Source organism: Synechococcus sp. A18-25c (assembly GCF_014280035.1).
Classification (GTDB): domain Bacteria; phylum Cyanobacteriota; class Cyanobacteriia; order PCC-6307; family Cyanobiaceae; genus Synechococcus_C.
On record NZ_CP047957.1, the window covers coordinates 1,165,950 to 1,179,990 of the forward strand.

Here is a 14,041-nt window from a genome sequence, read left to right on the forward strand (position 1 = left end):
TGGTTTGACTCGCAGCATTGCTCTGGCGAGGTGGAGGCATGCGTCTGTTCACCGCCGTCAAGCTTGATGCTCAGGAATGTCTCCGAAAGGGTTGAAGCCGGAGGTTTTAGCAACGATCAACCTTAGGGGTTTGTTGAGACGGAAGCAATCCGCGTGAATGACAGGATTAATGCGTTAGTAGCGGTAACGCAGGTAGCAGTTATTACGCTGGGCCTGATTGTTGAACCCCCTTGCCATTTGTTGTTGTTCGCGTGAGCTGATGCCACTGCGCATAATGTCTCGCTCCAGCAGACTCAGCACTTGCTCCACCTGGGGTCTGCTATAGCCGCTATCCAGCATTGCGCAGGCGACCGATGCGGCACCCATGCCGAAATCCTCCCGGCCAGCCTGTGCTGCAGGTGCCAGCAGGCCGGATGAAGCGACGGATAACGACAACAGAAGCAGGAACGAGCGCATCACCATGAACAAGCTCACGTCACCGTAGGCAATCCGCAGCTGATCGTGCTCAGACAATCACGCCCAGTGCGTTTGGCTGAAGTCAAGACACTGCCAATGACGATTGGCACGGTGAATCGTCATGGCCTTTACGTTCTTTTCTCTGAGTGATTCAGCACATTGGAAAGTCATCAGCTTGTTGATTGCCGATAGATTGCGTTCGACCGATCGTTGTGAAGCACCATGTTGGCTGGTTTTCGATCGATAGCCTTAGCGGCAGCTCTCGTTAGTCCCTTGCTGCCATGGCCATCCGTTGCCAAAGCAGGGTCCGTGAGTTGCGGCGAGTTACCCCCTCATGGTGAATGGTGCGGCTATCACGTGATGACGACGGACTACGGCGATGTTTACAAAATCGACTACCGCAACGGCAATGAATCCGAAAAACTGACCATCGTTTGTGATGGGCGTTACGTGGTGGATTGGGAAAGTCGCGGCAATCTCGAGCAGGGACAGGCGGACTGGGTTGCGACCGAATTCTGTGCTCTTCCCAGCGATTGACCCCACGCTGCAAGCTCAACGTCTTGTCGCGGTTACCAACAAACCGTCGCGGGGTGTGGGGCTTGGAATGAGTTGAAGGGAGAAATCCTGATTGGGTTCCAACTCGAGCTTCAGCGTCCGCAGCAGGCCAACGGCCATCAGTCGAATCTCCAATTCCGCCAGCGCCTTTCCCAAGCAGACGCGCTCACCGCCTCCAAACGGTAAGAGGGTCTGCTTGAACGAGCCATCCAGATGGCGTTGTGGTCGGAACTGCTCCAGATCATCGGCATCGGCATGGGTGGAGCTGCTCAGCACCACTTGAATCACGCGGTCTTCCGGAACCTCGACCTCACCGAGCTGCACGGCTTGCCGATTGCGCCGGAAGAAACCACCCACCGGTGGGGTCTGCCGCATCACCTCCAGCACCGTGGCGTCAAGCCGCGGGGAACGCTGACTGGCTTCGAAAGGCCACGGTGAGGTGCGCAGTTCTTCCAGCAGCCAGGTCTCGACGGTTGGATTGAGGAGCAGGGCCCGGAACAGACAGCTCAGGGATGACGCCGTTGTTTCGTAGCCGGCAAACAGCAGCAGGAGCAGCTGTTCGGCCAGATCATCATCATCGAGGGGGATGCCGGCTTCATCCAGGCCCCCACTGAGCAGATCCAGTCCACCGCCTCTCGATTGGTTGGATTGCAGAACGGCTGTCAGTTGTTCGAGCAGCCTTTGGCGTGCTGCCATCGCCTTGGCAAAGGGCGTGCCGGGGATCGCCATGGGAATCGAGAACAGGGCCCGCGTCCAGATTTCAAAATCGGTGAACAGAGCGTCACGGCGGTCCGCTTCTAGACCGAGCACGGTCGTGGCAATCACCGCAAACGCGAAACGGCGCATCCGAACGGCCAAGGGCACCGCTGCTTTGGCGGCGCACAAGTCGTCGCCGAGCTGCTCAACCAGCGTCTGGATGGATGGGGTGTAGCGACTCAACGCTGCACTGGAGAACAGTTGGCCCACCACGCGGCGTCGCGCCTTATGGCCTTCGCCGCTGCGGTTGGCCAGAGAACGGCTGCCAAGCAACTGACGGACGCTTTCGGGCCACCAACCCTCCAAGGCTTCGCTCTGCTTGAGCAGATCGGTGATCGCCCGTTCGCCACGGATGAACACGATGCGCTGAGCCAGCAGCTTGGTTTCGAACACATCGCCGTGGGTGTCAAAGCGGCGCTGGGCAAATGCCGGATCGTTGAAGAAGTCCAGGGTTTCCTTCAACCCCGTCACGGCTCCTGTGCTCGGCAACGTTGCGGCGGTCATCAGTTGTGCTGGGCCTGGCTGCTGCAAGCTATCGACGGCTCAGCGTGTTCCGCTGCGACCGATCAGATAGGCGCTGAACGCCAGCATCAGCACCCCGGCGCAGTACTGCAGCAGTTCAGTGATGGATGTCACCTGGAAACTCACCATCACCTTGAAGGCAGTAACGATGAGGGCCACGATGATGACCTTGGTGAGCTTCTGTTTCAGCGCATCGAGTGAATCAATGTTGAGCAGATTGTGGCGGCCTTGTGAGTGATCCTGCTGGCGTGGATCGATGTCGGAGATCACCAGTTCGTAGATGCCATACCCGAAGATCAACAGGGCAATTCCGATCAGGTAGTAATCAATGCCACCCACCACCTTGCCAATCAGCAGTGTGCTGTTGGCACTGGTGAACCGTCCGCGCAGGATGCTGTTCAGCACGCTCAGTTCGGCATAGGTGCCGAACACAAAGCAGCTGACGCTGCCGAGCAGGCTCATGATCACCGGAATCAGCGTGATCAATCGAAACTTCCAGATCAGCGCTTCGAAACGTCGCTCCAGTCGGTTGGCGGGCGGTTTGGCCATCGGGCGAATTCTCAAGCAGTGGTCTGCGACATCGGCGCGCGCGGTGGTGCCGGCGGTCGCAGCAGTCCGGGGAGTGACATCGTGATCAAAGCGGATCCCACCGCTAGCAACACCAGGAACGGCAGGGGTTTCACCAGCGGTTGCCGCTCCATCACCGCGCCGCAGCTGGAACAGACCGGTAGGGCGCCTTTGGGGGGATGCAGCACAATCGCTGGTCCGCAGCAGCACTCTCGACAGCGAAACCGTGGCATGGGTCAGAAAGGCGAGTGACCCGCAGCAGGGCTCAGTTGATTGCGACAATCATGCGTTGCCGCCAGTGGTCACGCCATGCCCCTCAGTTCTTTGGTGCGTCTGCTGCAGACCTCCCCACTGAGCGGTGAATTGTGTGAGCGGCAAGGCCGTGCGGATCGCTTGCTGTTACGCGGTGGAGGCCGTGGTGCTCGGGCTCTCGTGGCCAGTGCCCTGGCGCGTCATCAGGACCGGCCGTTGCTCGTGGTGGTGCCGACACTGGAGGAGGCCGGTCGCTGGACGGCGCTCCTGGAACTGATGGGTTGGCGCAGCGCCCAGCTCTATCCCACCAGCGAAGGGTCGCCCTATGAACCCTTCGACCCCACCAGTGAGATCACCTGGGGACAACTGCAGGTGCTCAGCGAGTTACAGATTGAAGGGCAGAGCAGTGATCTGGCGATCGTTGCCACCGAGCGTTGTTTACAGCCGCATCTGCCGCCGCCGCAGGCGCTGGCGGATCGTTGCCGCACCCTGCGCAAGGGCGACACCCTGGATCTCGAGGATCTGGCCACCAGCCTCACTCAGCTGGGCTACGAGCGGGTTTCGACCATTGACCAGGAAGGCACCTGGAGTCGTCGCGGTGACATCGTGGATGTGTTTCCGGTCAGCAGTGAGCTGCCCGTGCGGCTGGAGTTCTTCGGTGATGAGCTCGACAAGCTGAGGGAATTCGATCCGGCCAGCCAGCGTTCACTGGATCCGATCGACAGCCTGCGCCTGACGCCCACGGGCTTTAGTCCGTTAATTGCCGAGAGTCTGCGTGACTCCATGCCGGATGGACTGGAGCAATTGCTGAGTGAGCAGGCGATCACAGAGCTTCTGGAGGGGGGGACCCCAGAAGGCATGCGTCGCCTGTTGGGCCTGGCCTGGCAGCAGCCCGCCTCCCTGCTCGACTACCTGCCGGCCGACAGCTGCGTCGCCATTGATGAGCGCCGCCATGGCCGATCCCATGGGGAGCAATGGCTGGATCATGCCCGCGAACACCATGAGGAATTGGCGTTGCCAATTCCGCCCCTGCATCGCGATGTGGATGAGGCCATGGCCCTGGCGGAGGCGTTCACCGGTTTCGATCTGGCTGAACTCCAAGAGAGTGACGCGCATCCCAATGCCTTCGATCTCAATAGCCGTCCTGTGCCGGCCTATCCCAATCAGTTCGGCAAGCTCGGTGAGTTGATCAAGGGGTATCGCCAAGACAAACAGGCGGTGTGGTTGCTGTCGGCCCAGCCCAGTCGTGCGGTGGCGCTGCTGGAAGAGCACGACTGCATCAGCCGTTTTGTGCCCAATGCCGCGGATGCCCCGGCGATTGAGCGGTTGGTTGAACAGGCCACACCCGTGGCCTTGAAGATTCGCGGCACGGCCGATTTGGAAGGTCTGCAGCTGCCTGCCTGGCGCGTGGTGCTGATCACGGACCGCGAGTTCTTCGGGCAACAGACCCTCACGAGCACTGGTTATGTGCGTCGCCGACGCAAGGCCGCCAGCCGCACGGTGGACCCCAACAAGATGCAGCCCGGTGATTTCGTGGTGCACCGCAACCACGGCATCGGTCGCTTCCAGAAACTTGAAAAGCTCGCCATCAGTGGTGAGGTGCGCGATTACCTGGTGGTTCAATACGCCGATGGCATCCTGCGGGTTGCCGCGGATCAGCTGGGCAGCCTCGGTCGGTATCGCGCCAACAGTGACGCCCCGCCGCAGCTCAGCAAGATGGGCGGCTCGGCTTGGGTGAAGGCCAAAGAGCGCGCCAGCAAGGCCGTGCGCAAGGTGGCGCTGGATCTGGTGAAGCTCTATGCCGAGCGTCATCAAGCGCCTGGTTTTGCCTTCCCGGTGGATGGTCCCTGGCAGAACGAACTGGAGGATTCATTCCCCTACGAACCCACGCCTGATCAGTTGAAGGCCACGGCCGATGTGAAGCGCGACATGGAAAAGTCGCAACCGATGGATCGCCTGGTGTGCGGCGATGTGGGCTTTGGCAAGACCGAAGTGGCCATCCGGGCAATTTTCAAGGCGATCACCTCCGGCAAGCAAGTGGCCATGCTGGCTCCCACCACGGTGCTGGCGCAGCAGCACTGGCGCACGCTTTCAGAACGCTTTGCTCCCTATCCGATCAAGGTGGCGCTGCTTAACCGCTTTCGCACTGCCAGTGAGCGCAAGGCGATTCTTGAGGGTCTCAAGAACGGCACGATCGATGCGGTGGTAGGAACCCACCAGCTGCTGAGCAAGAACACCGTGTTCGACAAGCTCGGACTGCTGGTGGTGGATGAAGAACAGCGCTTTGGCGTGAATCAGAAAGAGAAGATCAAGGCACTCCGTAAGGACGTGGATGTTCTGACCCTCTCGGCCACGCCGATCCCCCGCACGCTCTACATGAGCTTGTCTGGGGTGCGGGAGATGAGCCTGATCACCACGCCACCACCCTTGCGTCGGCCGATCAAAACCCATCTGGCGGCGCTGGATGAGGAAGCTGTGCGCAGTGCCATTCGTCAGGAGCTCGACCGCGGAGGCCAGGTGTTTTATGTGGTGCCTCGCGTGGAGGGCATCGAGGAGGTGGCCGTTCAGTTGCGCCAGATGCTTCCCGGACTGCGCCTGCTGGTGGCCCATGGCCAGATGGCCGAGGGCGAGCTGGAGAGCGCCATGGTGGCGTTCAACGGCGGTGAAGCCGATGTGATGCTCTGCACCACGATTGTGGAGAGCGGCCTCGATATCCCCCGCGTCAACACGATTCTGATCGAGGATGCGCATCGCTTTGGCCTGGCACAGCTTTATCAGTTGCGAGGTCGGGTGGGACGCAGCGGCATTCAGGCCCATGCGTGGTTGTTCTACCCAGGCAATGCCTCGTTGAGCGAAGCGGCGCGCCAGCGATTGCGCGCGATCCAGGAATTCGCTCAGTTGGGCAGCGGCTATCAGCTGGCGATGCGCGACATGGAGATCCGGGGTGTCGGCAACCTGCTCGGTGTTGAGCAGAGCGGTCAGATGGAAGCGATCGGTTTTGACCTTTATATGGAGATGCTGCAGGAATCGCTCGCTGAGATTCAGGGGCAAGACATCCCTGCTGTGGATGACACTCAGGTGGACTTGCAGGTCACGGCGTTCATTCCGGCGGACTGGATCACCGATGCCGACGAGAAGATGGCGGCTTACCGCGCGGCGGCTGAATGCGTCAGCAGTGAGTCGCTGGTGGAGCTGGCGGCCATTTGGGCGGATCGCTACGGCGCCCTGCCGGGACCTGTTCAGTCCCTGCTGCAGTTGATGGATTTGAAACTTTTGGCCAAACGCTGTGGATTTTCTCGAATTCGTCCGGAGAAACCGAATATCGCGCTGGAAACCCCGATGGAGGAGCCCGCTTTCCGCTTGCTCCGTCAGGGATTGCCCCAACATCTGCACGGGCGCTTGGTGTATCAGGCCGGTACAGGCGCTATCGCCAAGGTGATGGCGCGCGGCCTGGGTGTGTTGCCGATGGAGAAGCAGCTGGACGAGCTCAAGACCTGGCTAGAGCAGATGGCTTCTCAGATTCCTGATGCTGATGGCTTGACGGTTGAGCAGCGCGAACAGCAGCAAAAGGACCGCAACGAGGCTGTTCTCAGCGTTTGAGCAGTCAGCTGCGGTCGTGCGCAAACGCTGAAAATGAGAAGCCAGCGACACATTGCGCAATTTTTCGTTACCGTGTGCGCAGCTTCGTTGGGCCTGTGGGCGAATTCATCGATCCAATCAGCAGCGGTTCCTTCGGATTGCTCTCCAGTGTCATCGGCGCTGCGGCCATCGGCATATACGCCCTCTGGGATGACGATTCTCAAAATAACGACGATGACGATTCCACCCCGGGTGGTGGTTTGATGCAGCCCGTTGCTTGATCGGGTTCACTAGGCCTTGATCGTTTTTCTCTGTTGGTAACCACCACTATTACGAGTGGTGGTTTTTTTGTGGACATCCGCGGTTGGGAAGAGCCCTGACCCGGATGAGTGCCAGCAAAGACTGACGTGGTTGATGACAACAGAGTTCTGACGTCAACCGTTCTGTGTTGATAGAAAGCAACGCATGGTGATGTTGCGAGAAACAGGAATCAAGCTGCGATGAAACCAGCGTTCACGCGGCATCGGCTTCAAGAGTCTTTGGCACAGCACCAGCAGTGCGACCGGTTCGGCTGGGGCCCGGCGCATCGGCCACTGACCAGATCGTCGGTAGAGAAGATGGTGCAAGGCGTCAATTTGAGACTCACTCAGCGGAGACCAGCATCCACCCCAAGCACGATCTGTTGCCTGTTCACAGTGCAGTGTGAAAGAGAGACCATCCTGGGTCACGAGTTGGATGTCCACTGGGGGTGGAGAAGGGAGTGCTTGATCGAACAAGAATTCCGCACCCGCTTCACTTAAGGCAGTGAGTTTGGCTCGATGCCCACTCAAGGTCACCGGTTCATTCCAGGCAAACCAGGGAATGGCATTGTCACGATCTCGGTCATGGCAACAGCGCCAAGCCGCCACCAACAACAACGTGTTCAGTGAGCTCCAGATCAAAATTGCTATCTGAGTTGAACTCGATGTCAACGCAACTGCCTCACCAGTTTCTTTCGCGAATAAGACAGATAGTAGATTCAACAAAGCTACGATTTGGAGAGTTAGAACACCCATTAATAGCTTGGGAGTTACGCTGCTACTTGTTTTAGATTGAAGAGTCTTAGGGGTGACTTGAAAAGGTTTTGGTCGTCCTAATAACGTTGTAAAAACCGACCCAAAGAGAGGTAGCAACACCATCCATCGATACAATTCAGGTAACAGTGCCGTGCGGCTATGTCCAGTGATCCATCGCGTTAGCAGTAATTGAGCGATCACGAGTGGTCCTGCTGATTGCAACAGTCCATCGCTACTGATACGCACAGGTGTCACACCAAAAATTCCCACAGCGAGAGGCACGATCATCAAGATCATTTGTGGGAAGACATTGAGCCAATGCAAAATTCCTTCCAAATAGGCCACTCTCTGCCAGAAGGTCAGTCCAGGAATTTTCAGTGGGCTGGCTCCGGTGCGTAGAGTTTGCAAGGTTCCGCTGGCCCAGCGACAACGCTGACGAACGAGCGCTTCTGAGGTGAGGGGTGCAAGTCCTGCGCTGAGCTTTTCGCGCAAAAAAAGGCAGCGCCATCCTTGCGCTGTAAGCCGGATACCTGTCGCTAAATCCTCGGAGGGGGTAGCGGTTTCGAACTTGCCAACGTTCATCAATGCCTTGCGTCTGACCACAAATGAGGTGCCAGCGCAAACCACAGCATTCACCCCTTGTCGAGCAGGTTCGATCCATCGGTAGAAGCTTTCCTCATCGGGAAGCATCCAACGTTCAAGCCCCAAATTGCGGATGATTGGATCAGCATTCATGTAGGTCTGTGGTGTTTGCACAAGCCCAACATCAGACGTCTCGAAACAGCTCACTGTGCGTCTTAGAAATGATTCCACGGGCACGACATCAGCATCGAAAACGGCAATCAGGTCCCCTTTGAGTTCAGGTAAGACATGATTGAGGTTTCCAGCCTTGGCATGATCATGCTGTGTTCGACTTCTGTAGACGCAGCCAAGACGCATGCAGAGTTGTTGCAGTTCTGATCGATTGGTCTCATCGAGGAGCCAAATAACAACGTGTGGGTAGTCAAGGGCGATGCAACCACGCAGGCAACGCTCGATGACGTCAAGAGGTTCTCCGCAAGTGGGTACGAGGACATCAACAGATGGGTTGTCACCGTCATTGAGCACCTCTGGTCTGTTTCCCAGATTGAGTGGCGATGACCTCTGTGGCGCCAAGCTCAAGAACAGCAGCAAAAGCCAGTGACCTAGAAGCCAGAGTTCTGCGACGAACACCACAACACTGAATGTGCTGATCCAAGGCCCGCTGAGGTTGAGTGTTGCCGTGATCCTCCAATGCAGATAATGAAGGATCAACAATGCAAGCACCATGACAAGCCAAAAACGGCGTTTCATGGTGTTTGTGGTAAAGGTGATGCCTGATCGGAGGGTTGGGGGCAGGTTCGGTTGTCAAAGTTACAGCTGTAAATCGTGGATTTCTGCCAACTCAGCGGGATTTCGAGTAAATCACGTGGACCGCTGATCCCCTGTACGACAAAGATCAGTGCTGCGAAAATATTGAGGCTTAAATGGAGGCGACGCCAGCGTATGTTTCTGTAAATTGCATAGCGCATCGCCAGTGATATCAGCATCAAGCCGGTGAGTACGATTCCACTCCAGTAATGGGACTGCCAGAACTCAGGATCCAGTGGATTATCACTGCGACGAAACACTTCCGGTTGCATTCCAAGCGTCAGGATTCCGATCCAGCACAACAGTGCGAAGGTAGAGCGATAGATGAGTTTACGAACGTTTAGGAGGGCAAGGAAAGCGACGATGCTACCGACCAAGACCAGGAATAATTGAAAAAGACGTCCTGGTCCGCCGGAAAATTCGGCCAAGGGATTGGCTGTGGTGATCACGACGACTTCAGCAAAAAGAACGATTCCTGTCACGGTCGTGGTCAGCCATGTTCCAAGATCGGCGTGATTTTTTCCGACTGCTGCTGGGAATGTCTGTTTCAACACCCGTTGGTCACGTGTTTGTCGCGCTGCCCGCAACACCATGCCAAGAAGGGGATACACAACCACAACAGCGAGTGCTGGGTGAATCAGCCAGAGCCAGTCAACGAATTGCATTGGATGTTGCAGATGAACAATGGAACCGAATCGCCGTCATGGTCAAGGGAACGATGAAGACCATTCAGACCTTGATTCACTGTTGAATTCATCGTACAAATTGAGATCACCAAGCGAGGTTGTGTGAGCAGTCACCACTTGAGCGTTCTGGTGACTTCGGACGTGCCATCCACACATCACGGATTGTTGATTCAGAATCCAGAGCACTCGAGTAGGGAAGAATGCGCCTTGTCGTCGTTGCATTGCTTTTTGCAGCCTTTGCACTCGCATTCGCCATCCATGCTCGAGGCTCGGCCGCTGTCCCTCAGGACTACACCACCCACATTGGAGTACGAGTCCCGCCTCCTGAGGCTGGTTGCCTTTTTGTTGGCGGAATCACCACCGACGCCGGCAAGCCTCTCAACGTCTATGCCTGCCCGCCCAAGGTGTCGGATAGGCGGAGTCGCTAATCCGTTATCCGTTCAGCTTTCTGTGGTGTCTGACGGGCCTTCCTCCCCGTTGCATTGACTCCAGCATCCCTTTTTCGAGAGCAGTCAATTTAGGGATCTTGTCGTCTAACGCAGCATGCGCCCGGGCTCTTGCTGCTGCAATGAATCTTTCTGTCTTGTCACCACCTTCAGAGGCCATGGTTGTGCCGTAATCAATGCCTAAGGTATGCATCTCAAATGCGAACAGTCTGCAGCTACAGAAAAAATGTATATCTGCGACGGGATTGGTTCGCTGTTGACTTGCCCGGAAGTCAAACGGTCCGGCCAGGCTTTGACGAAAGGATTTTTTGACCCGGCCCAATCGGTCGTGTCGTGTTTCGAAGAAGTTTCGAATTCGTTGAGTGATTTTATTGCTTAGAGCTACAAGTATGATCAATTTCGATTGATTGATGAGGAATTTCCGTGTGGATATCTCTAATGGTCTGTGGCTGGTACTCGGAAAGGATGTTTCATCAAGGCCGATAATGGTTCTGTTTCGTGATGATGATTTGAGCCCCTTCACTGTTGATATTACGATCAGATATTGAACCAGGTTGGTGTCACGCAGTTGCCACCATCAATGCCTTCCAATTCTTCTTCGGAGAGGGATGATTGTGTTGCCATACAATCAGCTTCAATCGTGAAACCAGCCTTTCGGGCCAGTGTGATCACCTCCTCGCTCTTGGTGGCTGCTTTGAGTGCGTTTTGAAGATTTGGATCAGATTTCGCTGCTTGAAGGAATGCTTGGAATTGTTCGTCAGGCATGCTGCGTGGCGACCACTCCATGCATTGCTAGCAGTGATGCGCTCGTTTGTCATTTTCAAGGGATTCACGACCTATTGCTGCTTGAGCTTGGCATCGATGTCGGTTCTCAGTGTGCGGTTTTTCTGTTGCGAATGGAACTGAGATCCAGTTTTGATGCAGAAGGGTGATGCACCATTCCTCCTGTGGAGGATCGCTGATTCATAGAGCGCAAACATGCACAACTTGTCGGCATGCTTGGCTCATGGTGGGTTTGTGGATCCAATGGTCCGCTCCGTGGGAGGTCGCAGGGTCATCGGTGTGATCTCCCCGGCTGTGCCTTGAACAAACAGGAAGGGTTGGGCTTGTCTCCCCTATGGCTGAAGCGCCGACTGCAGGTTGGCTGAGCCAGGCTGATAGGCCTGGCCGCGTTCCGGGGATCGCAGGGCTTTCAGCAAGGTCGTTTCTGCCGCGCGGTATTGGCTGTCTTTGCTGGTGCCGAGCTGTTCAAGGGTGAGCGTGCGGATTTCCCTTTCGCTCAGTTCGACAGGCACATCCGGGAGGATGCCGTTCTTGTGAATATCGGTGCCCTTGGGGGTCAAATACTGGGCGATGGTCACGGTCAGGCCGGAGCCATCGGAAAGCCCACGCACGGATTGCACGAGTCCCTTGCCAAAGGTCTTCTGACCCACCAGCACGGCGCGCTCATTGTCCTGCAGGGCCCCGGACAGGATCTCACTGGCACTGGCTGACCCTTCATTCACCAGCACCACAACGGGGCGATCCGTCAGTGCACTGCCCGTGGCCCGGCGCACATCCTGAATGCCATCGCGCGTTTTGGTGCTGACGATGGTGCCCTCATTTAGCCACTGGCGCGCAATGTCGATGCTGGCTTCCAGCAGACCTCCAGGGTTGCTGCGCAGGTCGAGCACATAGCCCTGAGCACCTTCGGCCTCGAGTTCGCGGATGGCCATCCGCATCTCTCTGGAGGCATTGGCGTTGAACTGCTTCAGCCGGATGTAACCGATCTTGAAGCCGTTCTTGGACGTGTTTAGTCGACTGTCAACAGCCTGGATCTCAATCCGCGCCCGCTCGAGGGGCACGTTCACCACTTCCCCCTTGCGGCGTAGACCGAGGATCACCTCGGTGCCTTCCTGGCCCCGGATCAACTTCACCGCATCCTCGGTGGTCATCCCTCTGGTGGACTCACCATCGATCGTGACGATCACATCCTTGGGCTGAACGCCAGCCCTCGACGCCGGCGTGCCTTCAATCGGCGACACCACCAGAATTTCCTTGGTGTCTTCGTCAAGGGAGATTTGTATGCCGACACCGCTGAGTTCTCCAGAGGTGTCGATCTGCATCTCCTTGAACTCTTTCGGGTCGAGGAAACGGGTGTAAGGGTCATCGAGGCTGGCGAGCATGCCTCGGATCGCTTCATAGGATTCATCTGGTCCGGCATAGCTCCTGGAGAGCAGGTCCTTGCGCAGACGGGTCCAGCTCTCGACGGAATACTTGCCGGTTGAATCGAGGTAATCGCGGTAAACGATCTGCCAAACCTGATCAATCACCTCCTTGGGACTGTTGGTGATCGACGAATTGGAGGTGCTGGGCAACCCAAGACCAGGGGCTGCCACGGCCACGGCTGCCGTCAGTCCTCCCGCCCCAAGGATCATCAGCAGCCCCCGATGACGGGAACGTCCAGAGCGGGGGGTGACGGTGGGCATGGATGGCCTTCAGGACCGATGTCTCAGATTAACGAGATCAGGCGGGGTCCACCCAGCGTCCGTCGTCCTTAATCAGCTGAACCAAGGCGTTGACCCCTTCGGCTTCAGGCACTTTGCGAATCTCTTCCCGACCTCGGTAAAGAGCGATGGTCCCAGGGCCCTTGCCCACGTAACCGTAGTCGGCATCAGCCATTTCGCCGGGGCCGTTGACGATGCAGCCCATCACGGCGATGTCCAAACCGGAGAGATGCGAGGTGGCGTTTCGAACCTGATTCAGCACCTCCTCAAGATTAAACAAAGTGCGACCGCAGCTCGGACAGGCCACGTATTCGACCATCGTCTTGCGCAGGCCGATGGCCTGAAGGATCGAATAACAGACGGGGATCTCCTTCTCTGGTGCCTCTGTCAGCGACACGCGGATGGTGTCGCCCAACCCTTCGGCGAGCAGGGTGGCGATGCCTGCGGTGCTTTTGATGCGGCCATAGTCACCGTCGCCAGCTTCCGTCACGCCGAGGTGCAGCGGATAGTTGAATCCCTCCTTGTCGAGAGTGTCGGCCATGAGGCGATAGGCCGCCAGCATCACGGGTGCCCTGGAGGCTTTCATCGAGATCACGATGTTGTGGAAGTCGAGTTCATCGCAGATGCGCACGAACTCCATGGCCGATTCGACCATCCCCTCGGGCGTGTCGCCATAAGTGAACAGCATCCGCTCGGCCAGCGACCCGTGATTCACGCCGATGCGCAGGGCCTTGTTTTCCCGCTTGAGGGCTTCCACCAGCGGGGCGAACGTTTCCTTGATGCGTTCGCCGATGGCGTCGAACTCCTCCTTGCTGAAATCCTGGCGGTTGGGATCAGCGGTTTCGAAGACGAACAGGCCGGGATTGATCCGCACCTTGTCGACATGCTTGACCACCTCCAGCGCGATCTTGATGCCGTTGTGGTGCACGTCGGCCACGAGCGGCACGGTGCACCCCTGCTCGCGCAAGCTGGATCGGATCTTGCCCATGGCCTTGGCGTGGGCCATCGAAGGCGTCGTCACCCGCACGATCTCGCAGCCGGCGTCCACCAGCCTGCGAATCCCCGCAACCGACCCTTCGATGTCGAGGGTGTCCTCATTGATCATCGACTGCACCACCACCGGATGCTCGCTGCCGATCGGCACATCACCCACCATCACCGTGCGCGTCTGACGACGGTGAATCACCGTGTCGTAACGGGAGTTGCTGGCAACGTCACTGCCGGTCTCGGTCGTGCTGGCCAGGGTGCCGGTCATGGATCGCTTGGAATCTCAGCCAAACCCTCGCATAGCC

General features: G+C 57.4%; 13 protein-coding genes. 4 read left to right on the plus strand and 9 right to left on the minus strand.

All coding sequences use genetic code 11. The features are described from left to right. Nucleotides 1–174: 174 nt before the first annotated feature. Nucleotides 175–513 carry a hypothetical protein gene (locus SynA1825c_RS06500; RefSeq protein WP_186470812.1) on the minus strand — a complete coding sequence of 113 codons (339 nt, stop codon included), beginning with the start codon at nt 511–513 and terminating at the stop codon, nt 175–177. A gap of 303 nt (nt 514–816) precedes the next feature. Between SynA1825c_RS06500 and SynA1825c_RS06505 the strand changes: the two genes are divergently transcribed. Beyond that, on the plus strand, nt 817–993 hold the full coding sequence (locus tag SynA1825c_RS06505; protein WP_186470813.1) for a hypothetical protein: 177 nt from the start codon (nt 817–819) through the stop codon (nt 991–993). 15 nt (nt 994–1,008) lie between these two features. Here SynA1825c_RS06505 and SynA1825c_RS06510 read toward each other — a convergent pair whose 3' ends face one another. The 3 genes from SynA1825c_RS06510 to SynA1825c_RS06520 are packed head-to-tail and all read right to left on the minus strand — an operon-like array spanning nt 1,009 to nt 3,089. Beyond that, nucleotides 1,009–2,271: a cytochrome P450 gene (locus SynA1825c_RS06510; RefSeq protein ID WP_186470814.1), complete on the minus strand. Its 1,263-nt coding sequence runs from the start codon at nt 2,269–2,271 to the stop codon at nt 1,009–1,011. Nucleotides 2,272–2,310: 39 nt separating this feature from the next. Beyond that, nucleotides 2,311–2,838 carry a YqhA family protein gene (locus SynA1825c_RS06515; protein ID WP_186470815.1) on the minus strand — a complete coding sequence of 176 codons (528 nt, stop codon included), beginning with the start codon at nt 2,836–2,838 and terminating at the stop codon, nt 2,311–2,313. Between the two features lie 11 nt (nt 2,839–2,849). Then, complete coding sequence (locus SynA1825c_RS06520; RefSeq protein ID WP_186470816.1) at nt 2,850–3,089, minus strand: hypothetical protein; 240 nt, start codon at nt 3,087–3,089, stop codon at nt 2,850–2,852. Between the two features lie 76 nt (nt 3,090–3,165). On the opposite strand from SynA1825c_RS06520, the gene mfd reads away from it, so the two are divergent. Both mfd and SynA1825c_RS06530 read left to right on the plus strand, forming a co-directional pair. After that, a complete protein-coding gene (gene mfd / locus SynA1825c_RS06525; protein WP_186470817.1) occupies nt 3,166–6,708 on the plus strand; it encodes a transcription-repair coupling factor in 3,543 nt (1,180 codons plus the stop codon). A 95-nt stretch (nt 6,709–6,803) separates the two neighbouring features. Continuing rightward, a complete protein-coding gene (locus tag SynA1825c_RS06530; protein WP_186501479.1) occupies nt 6,804–6,968 on the plus strand; it encodes a hypothetical protein in 165 nt (54 codons plus the stop codon). 153 nt (nt 6,969–7,121) lie between these two features. Here SynA1825c_RS06530 and SynA1825c_RS06535 read toward each other — a convergent pair whose 3' ends face one another. After that, complete coding sequence (locus SynA1825c_RS06535) at nt 7,122–8,954, minus strand: glycosyltransferase (protein WP_222930033.1); 1,833 nt, start codon at nt 8,952–8,954, stop codon at nt 7,122–7,124. A gap of 116 nt (nt 8,955–9,070) precedes the next feature. Next, nucleotides 9,071–9,796 carry a DUF4079 domain-containing protein gene (locus SynA1825c_RS06540; protein WP_186470819.1) on the minus strand — a complete coding sequence of 242 codons (726 nt, stop codon included), beginning with the start codon at nt 9,794–9,796 and terminating at the stop codon, nt 9,071–9,073. Between the two features lie 221 nt (nt 9,797–10,017). On the opposite strand from SynA1825c_RS06540, the gene SynA1825c_RS06545 reads away from it, so the two are divergent. After that, nucleotides 10,018–10,245, plus strand: coding sequence for a hypothetical protein (locus tag SynA1825c_RS06545; protein ID WP_186470820.1), 228 nt, complete (start codon nt 10,018–10,020; stop codon nt 10,243–10,245). A 555-nt stretch (nt 10,246–10,800) separates the two neighbouring features. Here the strand turns inward: SynA1825c_RS06545 and SynA1825c_RS06550 are convergent. From SynA1825c_RS06550 to ispG, 3 genes are all read right to left on the minus strand, one after another. After that, nucleotides 10,801–11,028: a Nif11-like leader peptide family RiPP precursor gene (locus SynA1825c_RS06550; protein WP_186470821.1), complete on the minus strand. Its 228-nt coding sequence runs from the start codon at nt 11,026–11,028 to the stop codon at nt 10,801–10,803. Between the two features lie 350 nt (nt 11,029–11,378). After that, nucleotides 11,379–12,731, minus strand: a complete 1,353-nt coding sequence (locus SynA1825c_RS06555; RefSeq protein ID WP_186470822.1) for a S41 family peptidase — start codon at nt 12,729–12,731, stop codon at nt 11,379–11,381. Nucleotides 12,732–12,768: 37 nt separating this feature from the next. Continuing rightward, nucleotides 12,769–14,004 (minus strand): (E)-4-hydroxy-3-methylbut-2-enyl-diphosphate synthase, encoded by a 1,236-nt coding sequence (gene ispG / locus SynA1825c_RS06560; RefSeq protein WP_186470823.1) that lies wholly within the window; start codon nt 14,002–14,004, stop codon nt 12,769–12,771. Nucleotides 14,005–14,041 lie beyond the last annotated feature (37 nt).

Excerpts from the sequence above, each read along its gene's own strand:
- SynA1825c_RS06505 (WP_186470813.1), top strand. The coding sequence starts at position 817 with ATGACGACGGACTACGGCGATGTTTACAAAATCGACTACCGCAACGGC.
- SynA1825c_RS06510 (WP_186470814.1), bottom strand. The coding sequence starts at position 2,271 with ATGACCGCCGCAACGTTGCCGAGCACAGGAGCCGTGACGGGGTTGAAG.
- SynA1825c_RS06515 (WP_186470815.1), bottom strand. The coding sequence starts at position 2,838 with ATGGCCAAACCGCCCGCCAACCGACTGGAGCGACGTTTCGAAGCGCTG.
- SynA1825c_RS06520 (WP_186470816.1), bottom strand. The coding sequence starts at position 3,089 with ATGCCACGGTTTCGCTGTCGAGAGTGCTGCTGCGGACCAGCGATTGTG.
- mfd (WP_186470817.1), top strand. The coding sequence starts at position 3,166 with ATGCCCCTCAGTTCTTTGGTGCGTCTGCTGCAGACCTCCCCACTGAGC.
- SynA1825c_RS06540 (WP_186470819.1), bottom strand. The coding sequence starts at position 9,796 with ATGCAATTCGTTGACTGGCTCTGGCTGATTCACCCAGCACTCGCTGTT.
- SynA1825c_RS06545 (WP_186470820.1), top strand. The coding sequence starts at position 10,018 with ATGCGCCTTGTCGTCGTTGCATTGCTTTTTGCAGCCTTTGCACTCGCA.
- SynA1825c_RS06550 (WP_186470821.1), bottom strand. The coding sequence starts at position 11,028 with ATGCCTGACGAACAATTCCAAGCATTCCTTCAAGCAGCGAAATCTGAT.
- SynA1825c_RS06555 (WP_186470822.1), bottom strand. The coding sequence starts at position 12,731 with ATGCCCACCGTCACCCCCCGCTCTGGACGTTCCCGTCATCGGGGGCTG.
- ispG (WP_186470823.1), bottom strand. The coding sequence starts at position 14,004 with ATGACCGGCACCCTGGCCAGCACGACCGAGACCGGCAGTGACGTTGCC.